The following is a 19075-nucleotide window of genomic DNA, read 5'->3' on the forward strand; positions in this document are numbered from 1 at the left end:
GTGGCGTCGTTCACTGCGCCGCCTCCTCTTCCTCGGTGTCGGCGGCGTCGGTCTGCTCGGTGGGCTCGTAGACGAGCACCGCGCGGTTGTCGGGGCGCAGCCGGGCCTTGGCGACCGCCTGCACCTCCAGCGGAGAGATCTCCAGGACGCGCTGGACGGCGGTCAGCGCGAGCTGCGGGTCGCCGAACAGGACGGCGAAGCGGCACAGTTCGTCGGCGCGGCCACTGACCGTCGCGAGGCGGTCCAGCCATTCGCGCTCCAGCTGGGCCTGGGCCCGCTCCATCTCTTCCGGAGTCGGCCCCTCGTTGGCGAAGCGGGCCAGCTCCTCGTCGACCGCGGCCTCGATGGCGGCGACCTCCACACCGCCGGACGTCTTCACGTCCAGCCAGCCCAGCGAGGGCGCGCCCGCCAGCCGCAGCAGGCCGAAGCCCGCCGCGACGGCACTGCGGTCGCGGCGCACCAGGCGGTTGTACAGGCGGGAGGACTCGCCGCCGCCCAGGATGGTGAGCGCGAGGTCGGCGGCGTCCGCCTCACGGGTGCCGTCGTGCGGCAGGCGGTAGGCCGCCATCAGGGCGCGGGAGGGGACGTCCTCCTCGAGGACGGTGCGCAGCTGGCTGCCGATGACCTCGGGCAGGCTGCCGTCGCGCGGCGGCTGCTTGCCGTCGTGCGAGGGGATCGAGCCGAAGTACTTCTCGACCCAGGCCAGCGTCTGCTCGGGGTCGATGTCGCCGACGATCGAGAGGACGGCGTTGTTCGGCGCGTAGTACGTGCGGAAGAAGGCCCGCGCGTCCTCCAGGGAGGCCGCGTCGAGATCGGCCATCGACCCGATGGGGGTGTGATGGTACGGGTGGCCCTCCGGGTACGCCATGGCCGTCAGCTTCTCGAAGGCCGTGCCGTAGGGGACGTTGTCGTAGCGCTGGCGGCGCTCGTTCTTGACGACGTCGCGCTGGTTCTCCAGGGACTCCTCGTCGAGGGCGGTGAGCAGCGAGCCCATCCGGTCCGCCTCCAGCCAGAGCGCGAGCTCCAGCTCGTGGGCGGGCATGGTCTCGAAGTAGTTGGTGCGCTCGAAGCTCGTGGTCCCGTTGAGCGAGCCGCCGGCGCCCTGGACGAGCTCGAAGTGGCCGTTGCCCTTGACCTGTGCGGAACCCTGGAACATCAAGTGCTCGAAGAGGTGAGCCAGGCCCGTACGGCCCTTGACCTCGTGGCGCGAGCCGACGTCGTACCACAGGCAGACCGCCGCCACCGGCGTCAGGTGGTCTACGGAGAGCACCACGCGCAGGCCGTTGGCCAGCCGGTGCTCGGTCGCTGTCAGGCCGCCGGAGCCGGCTTGTTCTGTGGCCGTGTGACCCATGGGCATGTACGTCCCTTCGATCCGCTTGCGAGGAAGTTCTGTCACTGTATGCAACCGCGTCGGCATCTGGCGAAGTTCCCATGAGGAAGGCCCCGAACGTGCACCGTGCCCGGCCCCCGCGGAAGGGGAAGAGGGGAGTCGCGGTCGGCGTTGTCAGTGGGGCGGTCCACAATGGTCCGCGTCAGACTCAGGCAGACTCACCGGTCGAACCCCAGCCGGTCGACCACAGCGTTGATCCAGAGCGTTGATCCAACACCGGCAGTAGACGCAGCAGAAGGAGCCGCAGCCGCGATGGCCCGCCGCAGCACGAAGACCCCGCCGCCGGACGACTTCGAGGAGAGGATCCTCGACATCGACGTCGTCGACGAGATGCAGGGTTCCTTCCTTGAGTACGCGTATTCGGTCATCTACTCCCGCGCCCTGCCGGACGCCCGCGACGGGCTCAAGCCCGTACACCGCCGCATCCTCTACCAGATGAACGAGATGGGCCTGCGCCCCGACCGCGGCTACGTGAAGTGCGCCCGGGTGGTCGGCGAGGTGATGGGCAAGCTCCACCCGCACGGCGACGCGTCCATCTACGACGCCCTGGTGCGCATGGCGCAGCCGTTCTCGATGCGGCTGCCCCTGGTGGACGGGCACGGCAACTTCGGCTCGCTGGGCAACGACGACCCGCCCGCCGCGATGCGGTACACCGAGTGCCGGATGGCGTCGGCGACGTCCCTGATGACGGAGTCCATCGACGAGGACACCGTCGACTTCGCGCCGAACTACGACGGCCAGGAGCAGGAACCGGTCGCCCTCCCCGCCGCGTATCCGAACCTCCTCGTCAACGGGGCGTCCGGTATCGCGGTCGGTATGGCGACGAACATGCCGCCGCACAACCTGGGCGAGGTGATCGCCGCCGCCCGCCATCTGATCAAGCACCCGAACGCCGATCTGGACACCCTGATGCGCTTCGTGCCGGGTCCGGACCTGCCCACGGGTGGCCGGATCGTGGGCCTGAGCGGGGTACGGGACGCGTACGAGAAGGGCCGCGGCACGTTCAAGATCCGCGCGACGGCCACGGTGGAGAACGTCACCGCCCGCCGGAAGGGTCTCGTCGTCACCGAACTCCCCTTCACGGTCGGCCCGGAGAAGGTCATCTCCAAGATCAAGGACCTGGTCGGCTCGAAGAAGCTCCAGGGCATCGCGGACGTCAAGGACCTCACCGACCGCGAACACGGGCTGCGCCTGGTGATCGAGGTCAAGAACGGCTTCAACCCCGAGGCCGTCCTGGAGCAGCTCTACAAGCTCACGCCGATGGAAGAGTCCTTCGGCATCAACAACGTCGCCCTGGTGGACGGCCAGCCGCTGACCCTGGGTCTCAAGGAGCTGCTGGAGGTCTATGTCGACCACCGCTTCGACGTGGTGCGCCGGCGCAGCGAGTTCCGCCGCACCAAGCGGCGCGACCGGCTCCACCTGGTCGAGGGCCTGCTGACCGCCCTGGTCGACATCGACGAGGTCATCCGCCTGATCCGCTCCAGTGAGAACAGCGCGCAGGCCAAGGAGCGCCTGATGGAGCGCTTCTCGCTGAGCGACATCCAGACCCAGTACATCCTCGACACCCCACTGCGCCGGCTGACCAAGTTCGACCGGATCGAGCTGGAATCGGAGCGCGACCGGCTGCGGTCCGAGATCGAGGAGCTGACCCGGATCCTGGAGTCGGACGCGGAGCTGCGGAAGCTGGTCTCCGGCGAGTTGGCCGCGGTCGCCAAGAAGTACGGCACGGCGCGCCGCACCGTCCTGCTGGAGTCGGCGGGCGCCCCGGTCACCGCGGTCCCGCTGGAGGTCGCCGACGACCCGTGCCGGGTGCTGCTGTCCTCCACCGGCCTGCTGGCACGCACCGCGACGAGTGAGACGACGTTCGACGCCGACGCCAAGCGCGTCAAGCACGATGTGATCGTCTCGGCGGTGCCGGCCACCACCCGTGGAGAGGTGGGCGCGGTGACGTCGCTCGGGCGGCTGCTGCGGATCTCGGTGGTCGACCTGCCGCAGCTCCCCGAGACCGCGGCGGCCCCCAACCTCTCGGGTGGCGCGCAGGTCTCGGAGTTCCTGACGCTCCAGGAGGGCGAGGAGCTGATCTGCCTGACAACGCTGGACGAGTCCTCTCCGGGCCTCGCCCTCGGCACCGAACAGGGCGTGGTGAAGCGCGTGGTGCCCGACTACCCGTCCAACAAGGACGAGTTGGAGGTCATCGCCCTCAAGGACGGCGACCGCATCGTGGGCGCGGCCGAGCTGCGTACGGGTGAGGAGGACCTGGTCTTCATCACCAACGAGGCCCAGCTGCTGCGCTATCCGGCGTCGCAGGTACGGCCGCAGGGCCGTCCGGCGGGCGGTATGGCGGGCGTCAAGCTGAGCCAGGGCGCGCGGGTGATCGCCTTCTCGGCGGTCGATCCGGCCGTCGAGGCCGTGGTCTTCACGGTCGCCGGGTCGCACGGCACCCTGGACGACTCGGTGGCGACGGCCAAGCTCACCCCGTTCGACCAGTATCCGCGCAAGGGCCGGGCGACCGGCGGTGTGCGCTGCCAGCGGTTCCTGAAGGGCGAGGACTGCCTGACGATGGCCTGGGCCGGTCCTGCTCCGGTACAGGCCGCGGACGCGAAGGGCGCCCCGGTCCCCCTGCCGGAGCCGGACCCCCGCCGGGACGGCTCCGGAGTGCCGCTGACGAAGCCGGTGGCAGCACTGGCCGGACCGGTGTAACCGCGCGTTTCCGCATGTTCTGACGGCTGACGCCGCCGGACCGGTGAAGAACCGGCTTGGCGGCGTCAGTCGTATACCGGGGAAATCACCCTTGCGTGTGCGGGGAAGTGGCACCCCGAAAGAGCCGCTCGCGGACGGCGGGCCAGTATGAGGTGACCAGTTACCGAGTGGTGGGTGACCACGGTTGGGGAGGGTGGTCGCCATCGGGCCGGTGACCGGCGGTGGACAGGCGGCTGGCATCGCATGGCCGGCCTCCGTTCGGCGGCTGCCACTCCCACCCCAATGACATCAAGCCATGGCCCGCGAAGTCACCCTTCGCCCGGGGCCGCTCCTCGCAGGAGCGTGTTCCCAGGGCGCTCGCTCCTGCACTCACTCCTCCTGCGAGGCAACGAACCGCAGCACACCCCACATGCTGTTCATGTCAGCCTCCGAGGGCGCAATTTGCCGGCAGGTGTCCAGTTCCTTGCGCAGTGCGGGAGCATCAATACCACTGCCGATCATGACCAGTTGGGTACACCGCTCCTCGCCCTTCGGCCACGGCGAGGGATAGAAGCGCAGGAAGTCACCGACCGCGTGGAGCGTGAACTTCTGACGGTTCTCCGGGACATCGAAGTGCACGAAGCCCTTGATGCGATACAGACCGGCGGGACGGCTGTCGAGGAACTCCATCAGGCGCCGCGGATGCATCGGCTCGCCGGAGGCGAACTCCACACTCTGATAGGCGGCATGGAGATGCTCCACATGCTCGTGGCACCCGTCGTGACAGTCCTTGTGGTTATGCTCGCAACCATCGTGGGACCCGTGCTCGACGCCATCCTCGATTCCGTGCCCCGACTCCCCATCGGCGGCGGCTTCGCGCAACACATCCTCGAAGGACAGCTGGCGTACGGCTGCGTGACGGTCCTCCCCCGCTCCCCTGTCGAAGAACAGCTCCGGATCGATCCGCCCGTATGCCGTGCAGAGCACCGGACGGCCGGGAGCAAGATCCGCCAGCGTGTCCAGGAGCTCCTGACGTGCCGCCTCCCCGATCCGGTCGGCCTTGTTGAGCACCACGAGATCGGCGATACCCACATGCCGGTCCAGTTCGGGATGCCGGACCCGGGTCTCCGCGAACTCTGCGGCGTCGACGACCTCGATCAGCCCGCCATAAACGATCCGGTCGTTATCACTCGCAAGGATCATCCGGATGAGTTCCTGCGGCTCGGCCAGGCCGCTGGCCTCGATGACGATCACGTCGATATGAACGGCAGGGCGGGCCAGTCGCTCCAGATAGGTGTCCAGCTCACTGGTGTCGACGGCGCAGCACAGACAGCCGTTGCCGAGCGAGACCATCGAATCCACCTGCCCGGCGACGGTCATCGCGTCGATCTCGATGCTGCCGAAGTCATTGACGATCGCACCGATACGAGTGCCGTCGCCGGCGCGGAGCAGGTGATTGAGGAGCGTCGTCTTACCCGACCCCAGGAACCCCGCGAGCACGACGACGGGGATCTGCTGCGTGGCCAAGGGGGTGCCTCCATGGTGCGGGTGGCGTGCCGCACGAACCGGCGGCAAACGAGCTGTCGATCGTAACGGACCACCTGCGGGACGGACCCAAGCCGCTTCTGCCAACGAGCGGCGTCAAAGACCACAACTGGGTTCCGAGCCGCCGCGATCAGGCGCATACCGTCGTCACGAGGAGGGTTCGCCTGCTATCGGCAGAGGCAGTCCCTGCCATTGCGATCACCACCGACCCCCATGCCTGAGCCGCGTCTCGCGTGCTGCGACCGCCCAGGAAAATCTCACGCTGCGCTCCGGGCACAACTCACCACACGGGCAAGCAGGCCACTCAGCCCCACGCCGCGTGCAGACGGAGCACCGGCCAGAGTGCGGCCCCGGCGCCCACACGCCGGGCTCCAAAGCCCGCCAATGCGCGAACGGCTCCGGCGGCCACAAGGCATTCCACGGCCCTACGCCCCGCCTGGGGCCCCGCACAGCAGTCAGTCACACGTCCCGGCGAGCTGCCCCTGGCCCCGTCGGAGCTGACCTTCGTCGCCTCGGCGTCCCGGAACGTCGCCGCAGCGCTCGGCTGCCATACCCGACACCGCCGTAACGCAAGCACGACAGACCGCCGCCACTCGTCGTAGACCCCGTCGACACCCTCCCGAGATTCAAGGTGAGACGCTCCGAGTTAGGCTCGCCTTTGTGAGCACTTGCGCTACCGCTTCCCGCGTATCGGCCGAACCCGTCGCCGGGACAGCAGCCACCGCCCGTACCTGGCTGCTCATCGAGCAAACCGGACCGTGGGGAGTCAAGGCGCTGACAGACAGCCACCTCGACCCGCACGTCGGCCGGGCCCTGGAGACCGCGGCAGAGGGGACGGATGTAAGGGTCGCCCTGATCCGCCGTCCAGGACGCCACGCCGACCTCCACGGTGTTCCCCGGCGTCGACTTTTCCTCGCACACACCGCTCCGGGCCGTTCCTGGATCCGCACCACCACCGTCACCGACCCGCGGGCGGCTCTTGGGCTGGACTTCGCCGCCTTGGGCGCGGGCGAACATGACGGCCTCTGGGAGCCGTACACCGGTGAGCCTGTGGTTCTTGTATGCACCAACGGCAAGAGGGATCGCTGCTGCGCCATCCTCGGCCGCCCGTTGGCGACCGAGCTCGCCGCCACGAGCTCCGCGGTCTGGGAAGTCACCCACATCGGCGGACACCGCTTCTCCCCCACACTTTTCGTCTTGCCTTACGGATACGCCTACGGACGAGCTTCGGCTCAGTTGGTCAAGGATGTCGTGGAAGCGGCGCGTTACGGCCGTGTCGGACTCGACCATTGCCGTGGCCGCTCGGCGTGGGATCGGCCGGCTCAGGCCGCTGACCTTGCGGTCCGCGAGCTGATCCGAGAGCGGCGGGCGGACGCACTCGACGTCGTACGGACCGACGCGGTGCGGCCCGAAGCGCGGTGGGGCGATGGACCGGCGCCGGGCGACGGGTCGGTTGCGGAGGCTTCCCCCGCCTGGGTTGTCACCGTTACGCACTCCGACGGCCGCGCCTGGCACGTTGTCGTCGATCAGCGGACCGACGGTGCTCCGGCGCCCGCCAGCTGTGGTGCGCCTCTCGGCCCATCGACGCGAATGGCGGTTACTTCCATCACCGCCATCCCGGATGCCGGCGCCCCTGGCCGGCCCTTCTCTCCTGCCCTCCCGCTCACCTGAAGCCGGACGCATATCCGGCTCCTCACCTTCGCTCTTGCACCTGCAGCGCTGTTTCCCTTCCGGCTGCTTTCCGCCTGCCACAGCCCGAGCCAACACAGCCCCTGACGCCAGCCCCAGTGTCACGGCAAGCCCCAAGCCGAGCATCGACCTCGCGGCACTGCGGCGCCCACCGTCCCCCGCTGCCGCACGCCATGCACCGGCGCCATCCCCCGTCGCCCACATACCGACTCCCCTCCGCGTGCCGCACCGCACGCCTCTCCCAGCTCCTGCCGGGCCACAGACCCTCCTCAGCCACCTGCCGCGCGCCCCTCGTACGCTCATCACCGAGCTCGCCGCGCCCGGAAAGAGCGCCGCTCGGCGACGCCAGCCGGCGTCGGACGGACCGTCCAGCCCCTTGAACTTCACTTTGCGAGGCTACGCGCACACAATCCGCAACCGACGAGGCTGTGGATAACTCCACGCCGCACCTGCATTCCTGCCAACGCCCCGCAGCCACCCGTCGTACACGTGCGCCCAGGCCGGCAGCCATCTCTTACAGCGTGCGTATGGAAGGACCGCCATAGCTCGCCCCGCATCGGCGGTTGCCATCCGGAGGCGATTCCGCCGTACCTGACCAGGCCCCCCGGATGAGCGGTCCAGCAACACAGCTGATTCCACGGCGGAGAGTCCCTCCATACGCCCAACTATCCAAATCCACCGACCTGTTGGGCATCCGAACAAGAGCGGATCGATCAAGCGGGCAGTTTGAAATGAAAGGCCCCATATTCTTCAGCCTGGGGCCCCTCGCCACGTCATCAGGTAGCAGCCGAACCTGGCGGCTCCGCGAGGCCATGCCGGTACGCGTAGTGGATCGCCTGGGCACGGTCACGTAGACCTGCCTTGGCGAACAGGTTGTTGATGTGCGTCTTCACCGTCGCAGTGGAGACATGCAGCGTGCGCGCGATCTCTGGGTTCGATTGCCCCTCGGCCACGAGCCGCAGCACCTCCACCTCTCTGGCGGTCAGTCCGTCCGGGGGCCCGTCCGACGGTTTCGGAAGGCTTCGTACGGGCTCAGCGAAGCGCTCCAGGAGGCGGCGCTGGATCTTCGGTGACAGGCTGGCTTCGCCCGACAGCACATCTTCGATGGCGCGGACGATCTCATCGCCGTCGGCGTCCTTGGTGAGGTAGCCACGGGCCCCGGCTTGCAGGGCGGGGAAGAGCGAGTCGTCATCGGCGTACGTAGTGAGTACCACGACCTGGGTTCCGGGGTGATCCGTACGGATCCGGCGGGTGGCCTCGACGCCGTCGCAACGCGGCATCCTCAGGTCCATCAGGGCGACGTCGGGGGCGAGTTCGGCGACCATACGGACGGCCTCCTCACCGTCCGCGGCCGATCCGACGACCTCGATACCCGGCAACAGTCCCAGCAGCATCACGATTCCCTCGCGTACCACCGTCTGATCATCGGCCACGACGACACGCGCCACCGTGCGTGCCGTCATGCGGGCACCTGCAACCGCACCACGAAACCCTCCTCGTCGGGGCCGGACTCCAGCGTTCCACCGAGGAGTTCGGCCCGCTCCCGCATCCCGAGCAGACCGTACCCGGAACCGCTCCTCGCGAGTTCACCGGGCTTGCCGCGTCCTCCCGAATTGCGCACCACCAGTCCTACGTGCCCCTCGGCGTACTCCAGTTGCACGGTCACCCGGGCACCTGGTGCGTGCTTGCGCACATTCGTGAGCGCTTCCTGTGCGACCCTGCGGACGGCGAGACCCGCCTCCGCCGGCAGCGTGCGCCGCTCGCCCACGACGTCCAACTGAGCGCCCTCAGCGGCCGCCAGACGGCGCAGGAAGTCCTCGACCGGGACCATCTCGCCGCGCAGCGCGGAAAGGGCCTCACGGGTGCCGTCCAGCCCTTCTCGCGCCATCCCTCGGCATGCCACCACCCGCTCCAGGAGCTGCTCACGGTCCGATTCCAGATCGCTGCTGCGCTGGATCATCAGCCGCGCTGCCTCCAGGTGCACCAGTTGGGCGCTGAGACTGTGGGCGAGAACGTCGTGGATCTCGCGCGCGATCCGCCCCCGTTCGGCGAGCGCCGAGGTCTCGGCCTCGGCCTTACGGGCAGCGCGTTCCTGCGCCAGCAGGCGCTGGGCATTGCCGCGCGCCTCGGCATCCAGCCGCACGACGTATCCGGCGAGGCCCAGCCCTCCTGTGGTCACAACGGTCGTCAGCCAGTTGTCCGTGTTGACCACCGCGAACGCACCGAGTGCGAGGGATGAGCACGGCACGGCGATGCTCAGCGGCAGCCGCTCCATGGACGTGATGGCACAGGCGCACCACAGGACGATCGCCGGCATCCGGGCGTCGGCCAGGTAGAAGCCGAAGGCCGCGGCCTCCAGCACTGCGAACAGCCCGATGGAGGGCCACAGCCGACGCTCGCGCGTCATACGGAAGAAGCTCCAGAACACCACCAAGGTCATGGCAATTGCGGCGCACGCCGCAACCAGGCCCCAGCCGCTGAAGGTCCCCCCTACGAGGGTGGCCCACACCAGGCTCGCCACCACCAGGACGCGGATGGCGCGGCCGATCCACAACCGGGCCTCGCTGAGGCCCTCGCGGGAGAGTGACTCCCGCAGGGGCCAGCTGGTCCAGTGGTTCGGCGGCACGACGGTCCTTTCGGTGGGCGTCGCAGAGTGTCAGCCCGCGACAGGGACACGGTACGTCTGCTGAACGGCCTGGGCGCGCCAGGTGGTGACACCGGCACGGGTCAGCAGCATGGCCGCCACGGACAGCAGCGTGGCCTGGCTCCCCTGGTGGACGCCCAGGACCGCGGCGATGCCCATGAGGCCGAGGCGCAGGGCCGTCCCGCACAGCCACACACCGGCCGCCGCCCAGGTGCCCTTGGTCCAGACCGCCCCGTCCACGTCGGTCCAGATGCGCGTGGTCCAGGCCCATGCCGCACCGCTGGCCAGTCCGATCAGAAGGGTCATCGCCAGCAGGACCGCGGACGCCGCATGGTGCGCGGGGTCCAGGAGGTCGGGTTGCCGCAGCGCCATGACGGCGAGGATGACGGGCAGCAGCCACCACTTCTTGCCTTCCGAGGTGATGCGCTGCGCCATGAACTGCCGGGCGAACACGATGACGACAACCGCGATCATCGCAACGATGTTGAGCCAGCCGCTCATGTCCTGAAGCCTCCGTGGGACGGGGAATTTCGACGTTTCCGACGCTACGGAGAGGACCCCACCGCCCGGATCGGAGCCAGGGTGGGGCGCGGGTGGAAATGGCGACGGGCACCCGTCCACCCGTAGGTGGAGAGGCGCCCGTAGAGAGTCGCTGCCGGCTCAGGTGTCGATGCGCGAACGGTCCAGAGTGGACGCGGAGTTGGTGATGAACTCCTTACGGGGAGCGACTTCGTTGCCCATCAGGAGGTCGAATGCCTTCTCCGCCGCTTCGAGATCACTGATGTTGATCCGGCGCAGGGTGCGGTGCCGCGGATCCATGGTCGTCTCGGCGAGCTGATCGGCGTCCATCTCACCCAGGCCCTTGTAGCGCTGGATGCTGTCCTTGTAGCGGACCTTCTTGCGCTGGAGCTCCAGCAGGGTCTGGCGGAGTTCGTTGTCCGAGTAGGTGTAGATGTACTTGTCCTGGCCCTTCTTGGGGTTGATGAGCTCGACGCGGTGCAGCGGCGGGACGGCGGAGAAGACCCGGCCCTGTTCGACCATCGGCCGCATGTAGCGCTGGAAGAGCGTCAGCAGCAGGCAGCGGATGTGGGCGCCGTCGACATCGGCGTCGGCTAGGAAGATCACCTTGCCGTAGCGGGCGGTGTCGATGTCGAAGGTGCGACCGGATCCGGCCCCTATGACCTGGATGATGGAGCCGCACTCGGCGTTCTTGAGCATGTCCGAAACCGACGACTTCTGGACATTGAGAATCTTGCCGCGAATCGGCAGCAGCGCCTGGAACTCCGAATTCCGCGCCAGCTTCGCCGTGCCCAGCGCCGAGTCGCCCTCGACGATGAACAGTTCGCTGCGGTCGACGTCGTCGCTGCGGCAGTCCGCGAGCTTGGCCGGCAGGGAGGAGGACTCCAGCGCCGTCTTCCGCCGCTGGGCCTCCTTGTGCTGACGGGCGGCGATGCGCGTACGGGCCGCGGCGACGACCTTGTCCAGTACGGAGCGTGCCTGCTGCTTGGCGTCGCGCTTCGTGGAGGTCAGGAACGCCTTGAGCTCCCTGCTGACCACCTGGGCGACGATCCGGGACGCGGCGGAGGTACCCAGCACCTCCTTGGTCTGCCCCTCGAACTGCGGCTCCGCGAGCCGTACGGTGACGACCGCGGTGAGACCCTCCATCGCGTCGTCCTTGACGACGTCGTCCTCGGCGACGCGCAGCAGCTTGCTGGACCGCAGCACCTCATTGACGGTCCTGGTCACCGCGCGCTCGAAGCCCGAGACATGGGTGCCGCCCTTGGGGGTGGCGATGATGTTGACGAACGACTTGATCGTCGAGTCGTAGCCGGTCCCCCACCGGAGAGCGATGTCGACGCCCAGTTCACGGGTGACTTCGGTCGGTGTCATGTGACCGCGCTCGTCGAGGACCGGCACCGTCTCCTTGAAGGTGCCCTGGCCGGTCAGCCGCAGGACGTCGCAGACGGCCTTGTCCTGCGCCAGGTACTCGCAGAACTCGCTGATGCCGCCGTCGTAGCGGAACGTCTCCTCCGACTTCCCGGCGCCGTCGATACCTCGCTCGTCGCGGACGACGATGGTCAGGCCCGGTACGAGGAAGGCGGTCTGCCGGGCACGGGCGTACAGCGTCTCCAGAGAGAGCTTGGCGTCCTTGAGGAAGATCTGCCGGTCGGCCCAGTAGCGCACCCGGGTGCCGGTCTTCGTCTTGGGGACCCGCCTGCCCTTGATGAGGCCGTTGCCGGGGTCGAACGGGGCGTCCGGCCCCGATTCGGTGAAGATGCCGGGCACCCCGCGCCGGAAGCTGATGGAGTGCGTCTTGCTGTTGCGGTCCACCTCGACGTCCAGCCGCGCGGAGAGCGCGTTGACGACCGAGGCGCCGACGCCGTGCAGGCCGCCGGAGGCAGCGTACGAGCCGCCGCCGAACTTTCCGCCGGCGTGCAGCTTGGTCATCACGACCTCGACGCCGCTGAGCCCCGTTTTGGGCTCGACGTCCACGGGAATCCCGCGGCCGTTGTCCTGGACCTCCACCGACCCGTCGTCGTGGAGGACCACCTCGATGTGGTCGCAGTAGCCGCCCAGCGCCTCGTCGACGGAATTGTCGATGATTTCCCAGAGGCAGTGCATCAGGCCACGGCTGTCCGTGGAGCCGATGTACATGCCGGGACGCTTGCGGACGGCTTCCAGACCCTCGAGGACGAGCAGATGCCGCGCGGTGTAGTTGGAACCGTCCCGGTCTGCCCCGGTCAGCACTGCGGTGGACGGCACGGACATCTCGGCGGTCACGCGGTTCGCTCCTCGCTGAATTTCTGGCAGTCCGCATTCCGCGGACTCGGTTGTGGCGGTGTCGCCGGTGAGAGGGTACCGAGGCCCAGTAGAGCCGATGTGACGCCACCCGTGAGCATGACCATGGTAGTAGAATTTCGCTCACGCGTTCGATCGCTCGATGGGGTGACGTCCGAGTGACGTGCACATCACGTTCCCTTCGAGGCATGAACCATTTAGGCTCCGGGCACGTCCTCATCAACAACCGGCAAGCCAGCCGGGAGGGCACACCTCCAGTAACCAACGTGAATCAGACCACCACGCAATACGGCTCATTCGCCGCCACCCGGCAGCACCCGGCCCCTCGGAAGAATTTTTTCGAGGAAAAGGCACGAGCGGGAACGTTTTCGGCCTGGTTGGATGTTGACCCTGGTACGACAGCTCGTCGAGCTAGAGAAGAGGCGACGTGACTACTGTTCTGACACCCGCGAGCCCGCTGACGGCCGCTGACCGCTGCGACCGCTGCGGCGCCCAGGCATACCTGCGCGTCGTCCTGATGTCCGGCGGAGAACTGCTCTTCTGCGCCCACCACGGTCGCAAGTTCGAGCCAGAACTCAAGAAGATCGCCGCGGAAATACAGGACGAGACGGAGCGGCTGACCGCTTCTCCGACGTCTGCGTCCGATGAGGAACGCTGACACATCGCATCCACGACGAGCGAGTAGCGGCCCAGGGCCGTGCGGCGGGCGGTTTTCCCGGCACCACAGGGGAGGCCGCCCGCACTCGTGCGCCGCGGCAACTCTGACAGCCCTTGGCAGCGCTCAGCCCGCCCCGTGCTCGTGCACCGCCGGGAGCAGCGCGGAGGCGCGCGTGTAGACACCGGGGCTGGCCGCCTGCCCGCAGCCCGTCCCCCACGACACCAGCCCCACCAAGCGCCCGTGCACCACCAGCGGCCCCCCGCTGTCTCCCTGGCAGGCATCCCGCCCGCCCTTCGGCTCCCCCGCACAAAGCATCGATGCGGCCTTGTACGTCCCGTCCGCGCTGCCCGGATAGGCCCGCGCGCAGACCGAGTCGCGCAGCACGTTCACCCTGGCCGACCGCAGCTGCGACGCATAGCTGCCCTCTCCGGTCGTATCGCCCCATCCGTAGACCGTGGCCGCGCTGCCCGGCCGGTAGGCGCTGTCGTCCTCGTCGGCTATTCGAATCGGGCGGTTCGGGACTCGCTCCTGGAGCGTGAGGACAGCCATGTCGCCCTCGTTGGTCCAGCTGTTGTAGCGCGGATTGACCCACACATTGGCGACCTTGATCTCCCGGCCGCCCCCGCCGGTGAGGTTGTCGCGTCCGACGACGACCCGTAGATCGCGTACCTCTTTCCAGGGGAGTCCCAGCACTTCCTGGCCCAGACAGTGCGCGGCCGTCACCACCGTCGCGCGCCCGACCAGCACGCCGCCGCAGAACTGCCCGGAGCGCTGGGTTCCGAACCGCTGGTGTGATGCCAGGGCCACCGCCCAGGGGGTGCTGGAGGGCCGTACGGGCTTGCCGCCGATCACGACCCCGTCCGCAGCGGACGAGGTCGGTACGGCGAGTATCAGCGCGAGGGCTCCGAAGGCGGCGGGCACGGAGGGTCGCATACGGACTCCTGACTCTGGGGCAGTGGTCGCCCACCCAGAGTGACCCAAACGGCCGCGCCCCGCACCCGGACGGCCGCGAGCCCGGCCCGTCCACCGAGGTGGGAGGGCCGGGCTCGCGGCGCGATCGGAGCAGGTTCGGTTAGTCGAGGTAGTCGCGCAGCACCTGGGAACGCGACGGGTGACGCAGCTTCGACATCGTCTTGGACTCGATCTGACGGATCCGCTCACGCGTGACGCCGTAGACCTTGCCGATCTCGTCCAGCGTCTTGGGCTGGCCGTCGGTGAGGCCGAAGCGCATGGACACCACGCCGGCCTCGCGCTCGGAGAGAGTGTCCAGCACGGAGTGCAGCTGCTCCTGCAGGAGCGTGAAGCTGACCGCGTCGGCCGGGACGACGGCCTCGGAGTCCTCGATGAGGTCACCGAACTCGCTGTCGCCGTCCTCGCCCAGCGGGGTGTGCAGCGAGATCGGCTCACGGCCGTACTTCTGGACCTCGATGACCTTCTCGGGGGTCATGTCGAGTTCCTTGGCCAGCTCCTCCGGGGTGGGCTCGCGGCCCAGGTCCTGGAGCATCTGGCGCTGGACGCGCGCGAGCTTGTTGATGACCTCGACCATGTGGACGGGGATACGGATCGTACGGGCCTGGTCGGCCATGGCACGGGTGATGGCCTGGCGGATCCACCACGTCGCGTACGTCGAGAACTTGTATCCCTTGGTGTAGTCGAACTTCTCGACCGCACGGATCAGACCGAGGTTGCCCTCCTGGATCAGGTCCAGGAAGAGCATGCCGCGGCCGGTGTACCGCTTGGCCAGGGAGACGACCAGTCGGAGGTTGGCCTCCAGGAGGTGGTTCTTCGCCCGGCGGCCGTCCTCGGCGATGATCTCCAGCTCGCGCTTGAGCTTCGGCGCGAGCTTGTCGCTGTTCGCGAGCTTGTCCTCGGCGAACAGGCCGGCCTCGATGCGCTTGGCGAGCTCGACCTCCTGCTCGGCGTTGAGGAGCGGAACCTTACCGATCTGCTTGAGGTAGTCCTTGACCGGGTCGGCGGTGGCGCCGGCCGCGGCGACCTGCTGCGCCGGGGCGTCGTCCTCGTCGTCGTCGGACAGTACGAAGCCGGCGCTCTCGGCGCCTTCGGCGGCCTCGGGAGCGTCGCCCTTGCCGGGCGCTGCGTTCTCCTCGGTCATGTCGTCGTCGAGCAGCTCGTCGACGTCCTTTTTGGACGCGGTCTTCTTTGCCGTGGCCTTCTTGGCCGTGGCCTTCTTCGCGACCGTCTTCTTGGCGGCCGTCTTCTTCGCCGCCGCCTTCTTCGCAGGCGCGGACTCGGACTCACCCACCGGCGGGTCCGCCACGGGGGCGGGGGCGGCGGCGGTGGCCTTCTTCACCGTGGCGGTCTTCGCGGCCACGGTCTTGGTGGCGGTGCGCTTTGCGGGACTCTTCGCTGCGACGCTCTTGCGGGTGCGCTTGGGCGCCTCTGCGGCACTGACCATCAGCGTCACACCCTCCTCGTCGAGGATCTGGTTGAGGCTGCGCAGAACGTTCTTCCACTGGGTTGGCGGAATCTGGTCAGCCTCGAAGGCCCGACGCACGTCATCGCCGGCGATCTGCCCATCTGCCTTTCCCCGCTCGATGAGCGCCATCACAGACTCGGACTCGGCGATCTCCGGCGGGAGCGTACGGGATGTGCTGGCCGACACGAACAACCTCTCGGAACGATGGAAACGGCTTCCGACCCCGTCCACTACGGATCGGAGCCGACGACCGCCGGTAGGGATGGACCGACGGCGCAGGGGCAACCGGGGAGTTGAACAGCGTCACGAACGCCGCTCGTATTCCCTCCTCGGCTATCACCTCTTAAGTCATCGCGCTTCCCCGGAGAGCGTTACGCCCAATCTGCGTGGCCCGAGTCACACCCCATAACGACCCATTCCCAGTCATATGACATGCAACCCTCTCAAGGTCTACCGCCGGATCCGGACGACGCCCCGGATCCGGCGATCCTGCGCTCCTTCGGTACGTACGCCACACCCTCCATCAGGGCGCGCGGGACACGAGGTCGCGCGGGGCTTACGGTCCGCACGTGGTCGGGTGCGGGCCTTCAGTGCTCGCGGGGCGCGGGGACGACGTGGTCCACGGGCGTCCCGGTGCCCTGACCGCCGGTCTCGCCGTGGGCGGCGAGGAGCTGGCGCATCGCGGATTCGGCGGCCGTGGCGTCGCCGGAACCGATCGCGTCGACGACCCGCATGTGCTGGCCCACGGATGTCTCGACCGGCCGCTCACAGCCGCCGCCGGATCCGCCGGAGACGTGCAGGGCGGAGGTGACGATGCCCGAGAGGTGCTCGAGCATCCGGTTGCCGGCGAGCTGGAGGAGCAGCGTGTGGAACTCGACGTCGGCACGGGTGAAGGTCATGGTGTCGCCCTGGGCGGCGGAGTGGCCCATGATCTCGACCATGTCGGCGAGCCGCTGCTGGATGTCCTCGCGGCCGTGGCCGGCGGCGAGCCGGGCGGCGAGCGGCTCGATCGTCCAGCGCAGCTCGCACAGCTCGCGCCGCTGATCGTCGCGCTGCGGCCCGTAGGCCCGCCACTCGATGATGTCGGGGTCGAGGAGGTTCCAGTCGCTGACCGGGCGCACCCGGGTGCCTACGTTGGGGCGCGCGCTGACCAGCCCCTTGGCTTCGAGGACGCGCAGCGACTCACGGACGACGGTGCGGGAGACCTCGAAGCGCTGGCCGATCTCCTCGGGGACGAGCGGGCGGTCGGCGCCGAGATCGCCGGAGACGATCATCTGGCCGAGCTGTTGCACGAGTTGGCCGTGGAGGCCGCGGCCACGGCTGCCCGCCGCGCGACGGCCGACCCGGCCGATGTCTGCTTCGGAGCCTTCCCAGACCGGTGAAACGCGCTCTGCGCGGTCCTGGCCGGTCGCGTTGGCGGCGTTGGCGTAGGAGTAGCGGTCAAGCTCGCCGGGGCCTGCGAGGCCGGTGTCGCCGGGGCGAGCCGCGGTCATCATGGTGTGCGCAAGGGTACTCACGCATCCTTTGTCGGCGACACCCTGAACGGCCTTGAGGTCTTTGGTGAAAAGCACACGAAAGGGTGATCGCCCGTTATCTCGCAATTGACGCTTTATCGGAAAGAAATGCGCTTTCGGCGGTGAGTTGTGGACAGCGGGTGCAACAACGGGGCCCGGAAACGGGCGTCTTGGCCGGTAGGCGCCCCCGGGCCCGTTAGCACGGTGAACACATAAGCGCAGACCAGGGCGGACGACGGCAACGCCGTTGCACCGTCAGAGGGTTGGGCACAAGTCGCGTCGCCATCGATACGCCTCGGTCGATTCCGTAAGGCCGGCGGACTGCCGCCGACGGCCTCACGGACCGGGCACTCCGGCTGAGGGCTCGGGCCGCCGAGTCGAGCCGGACGCGTGCGCCGGCGGCTCACGCCGGATGGGGGTGGCGAGTTCGGCCGTCCACCGCACTGCTGCCCGCGGCCATACGCCGGCGGCCGGTCCCCCGTATGCGCCGCCGGGCTCCGGCACGAAGCGACCAGCGGGAGTCACGAGGTAACCAGCGAGGTTTACAGGCCACTCGGGGATGCCGGCGGATACGTCCCGGGCGAACTGCATGCGGGCGGTGGCCTCGTGGGCGATGAGTGATGCGTCGCGGTGAGCACCGAAGGTCGGGAAGCGGCGCACTCTCGCCGGGGAGGCTCCCAGGTTCGCCTGGAAGCAGGGGAGTTGGCGGAGCGCAAGCTGTGACCATTGGGGGTGTCGAGGCGGTGGAGTCACCTCGGTCGGTGACTTCACGGGCGGCTTGTTGACCCGGTGGGTGACGCTGCGGACGGCGTGAACCGGCGACTGCGCGACCGGGTGGGTGCATGTCCGTCGCGCGCCTCATGGGGCGTGAGGCGGTGCGCAAGCGGATGTGGTGGCGAGCGGACCCGGCGGTACGCGGCGGTGGTCAGACCTCCGGGCGCAGCATCGGGGGGTTGAGGAGGGTCGCACCGCCGGCTCGGAACAGCTGCGCGGGGCGACCGCCCTGACGGGTCGTGGTGCCGCCGGTGGGGACCAGGAAGCCGGGGGTGCCGGTGACCTTGCGGTGGAAGTTGCGCGGGTCGAGGGCGACGCCCCAGACCGCCTCGTAGACCCTGCGGAGTTCGCCGACGGTGAATTCCTGCGGGCAGAAGGCTGTGGCGAGGGAGGAGTATTCGATCTTCGAGCGGGCGCGTTCCACGCCGTCGGCGAGGATCCGCGCGTGGTCGAAGGCGAGCGGGGTCGTCAGCTCGCCTTCGCGGGCGTGCCCGCCTCCCTCGTGCTCCAGGAGGGTGTCCACGGGCGCCCAACGGGCGCTGTGGGCGTCGCCGCCTGCCCTGGGGGCGGGCAGGTCGGGAGCCAGGACGAGGTGCGCGACGCTGACGACCCGCATCCGGGGGTCACGCTTGGGATCGCCGTAGGTGGCGAGCTGTTCGAGGTGCGCACCGTACGCGGGCGGCGGGCCGGCCTCCGGGTGGGCGTGCAGGCCGGTCTCCTCGGCGAGCTCCCGGGCAGCCGCGTCCTCAAGATCCTCGTCGGCGCGGACGAATCCGCCCGGCAGGGCCCAGCGGCCCTGGAACGGCGGCTCACCGCGCCGTACGGCCAACGCGCACAGGGCGTGGCGGCGCACGGTGAGCACGACCAGGTCGACGGTGACAGCGAAGGGCGGGAAGGCCGACGGGTCGTAGGGAGGCATGACGTGATCATAGTCGTCCGCCTGACG

The 19075-nt window shown here is 68.8% G+C and carries 13 protein-coding genes; 3 read left to right on the forward strand and 10 right to left on the reverse strand.

What is annotated here, in order from left to right; translation table 11 throughout:
* Positions 1–10: 10 nt before the first annotated feature.
* Positions 11–1351: a M16 family metallopeptidase gene (locus tag IEZ17_RS05210; protein WP_189297022.1), complete on the reverse strand. Its 1341-nt coding sequence runs from the start codon at positions 1349–1351 to the stop codon at positions 11–13.
* Positions 1352–1642: 291 nt separating this feature from the next.
* Here IEZ17_RS05210 and IEZ17_RS05215 point away from each other — a divergent pair, with 291 nt between their 5' ends.
* The gene (locus tag IEZ17_RS05215; RefSeq protein ID WP_189296815.1) at positions 1643–4090 is read left to right on the forward strand and encodes a DNA gyrase/topoisomerase IV subunit A; all 2448 of its coding nucleotides are present in this window, start codon (positions 1643–1645) and stop codon (positions 4088–4090) included.
* Between the two features lie 369 nt (positions 4091–4459).
* Here IEZ17_RS05215 and IEZ17_RS05220 read toward each other — a convergent pair whose 3' ends face one another.
* A complete protein-coding gene (locus IEZ17_RS05220; RefSeq protein ID WP_189296817.1) occupies positions 4460–5596 on the reverse strand; it encodes a CobW family GTP-binding protein in 1137 nt (378 codons plus the stop codon).
* Positions 5597–6274: 678 nt separating this feature from the next.
* On the opposite strand from IEZ17_RS05220, the gene IEZ17_RS05225 reads away from it, so the two are divergent.
* Positions 6275–7285, forward strand: a complete 1011-nt coding sequence (locus IEZ17_RS05225) for a ferredoxin family protein (protein WP_189296819.1) — start codon at positions 6275–6277, stop codon at positions 7283–7285.
* A gap of 794 nt (positions 7286–8079) precedes the next feature.
* On the opposite strand, the gene IEZ17_RS05230 is transcribed toward IEZ17_RS05225, so the two are convergent.
* The 4 genes from IEZ17_RS05230 to IEZ17_RS05245 all read right to left on the reverse strand — a co-directional run bounded on the left by IEZ17_RS05230 (position 8080) and on the right by IEZ17_RS05245 (position 12728).
* Positions 8080–8766, reverse strand: a complete 687-nt coding sequence (locus IEZ17_RS05230) for a response regulator transcription factor (protein WP_189296822.1) — start codon at positions 8764–8766, stop codon at positions 8080–8082.
* The gene (locus IEZ17_RS05235) at positions 8763–9929 is read right to left on the reverse strand and encodes a sensor histidine kinase (protein ID WP_189296824.1); all 1167 of its coding nucleotides are present in this window, start codon (positions 9927–9929) and stop codon (positions 8763–8765) included. Before IEZ17_RS05235 ends, IEZ17_RS05230 begins: the two co-directional genes overlap by 4 nt.
* 30 nt (positions 9930–9959) lie before the next feature.
* On the reverse strand, positions 9960–10448 hold the full coding sequence (locus tag IEZ17_RS05240) for a DUF1453 domain-containing protein (protein ID WP_189296826.1): 489 nt from the start codon (positions 10446–10448) through the stop codon (positions 9960–9962).
* Positions 10449–10607: 159 nt separating this feature from the next.
* Positions 10608–12728, reverse strand: a complete 2121-nt coding sequence (locus IEZ17_RS05245; RefSeq protein WP_189296828.1) for a DNA gyrase/topoisomerase IV subunit B — start codon at positions 12726–12728, stop codon at positions 10608–10610.
* Between the two features lie 445 nt (positions 12729–13173).
* Between IEZ17_RS05245 and IEZ17_RS05250 the strand changes: the two genes are divergently transcribed.
* Positions 13174–13404, forward strand: a complete 231-nt coding sequence (locus IEZ17_RS05250; RefSeq protein WP_043266503.1) for a DUF7455 domain-containing protein — start codon at positions 13174–13176, stop codon at positions 13402–13404.
* A gap of 123 nt (positions 13405–13527) precedes the next feature.
* Here IEZ17_RS05250 and IEZ17_RS05255 read toward each other — a convergent pair whose 3' ends face one another.
* The 4 genes from IEZ17_RS05255 to IEZ17_RS05270 form a co-directional block, all read right to left on the reverse strand.
* The gene (locus IEZ17_RS05255) at positions 13528–14337 is read right to left on the reverse strand and encodes a serine protease (protein ID WP_189296830.1); all 810 of its coding nucleotides are present in this window, start codon (positions 14335–14337) and stop codon (positions 13528–13530) included.
* A 139-nt stretch (positions 14338–14476) separates the two neighbouring features.
* Positions 14477–16033 (reverse strand): RNA polymerase sigma factor, encoded by a 1557-nt coding sequence (locus IEZ17_RS05260; protein WP_268249804.1) that lies wholly within the window; start codon positions 16031–16033, stop codon positions 14477–14479.
* A gap of 395 nt (positions 16034–16428) precedes the next feature.
* Positions 16429–17412 carry a FadR/GntR family transcriptional regulator gene (locus IEZ17_RS05265; protein ID WP_308427588.1) on the reverse strand — a complete coding sequence of 328 codons (984 nt, stop codon included), beginning with the start codon at positions 17410–17412 and terminating at the stop codon, positions 16429–16431.
* An 868-nt stretch (positions 17413–18280) separates the two neighbouring features.
* The gene (locus IEZ17_RS05270) at positions 18281–19048 is read right to left on the reverse strand and encodes an NUDIX hydrolase (protein WP_189296834.1); all 768 of its coding nucleotides are present in this window, start codon (positions 19046–19048) and stop codon (positions 18281–18283) included.
* Positions 19049–19075: the final 27 nt, after the last annotated feature.

This window comes from Streptomyces albospinus, assembly GCF_014648695.1.
Taxonomy (GTDB): Bacteria; Actinomycetota; Actinomycetes; order Streptomycetales; family Streptomycetaceae; genus Streptomyces; species Streptomyces albospinus.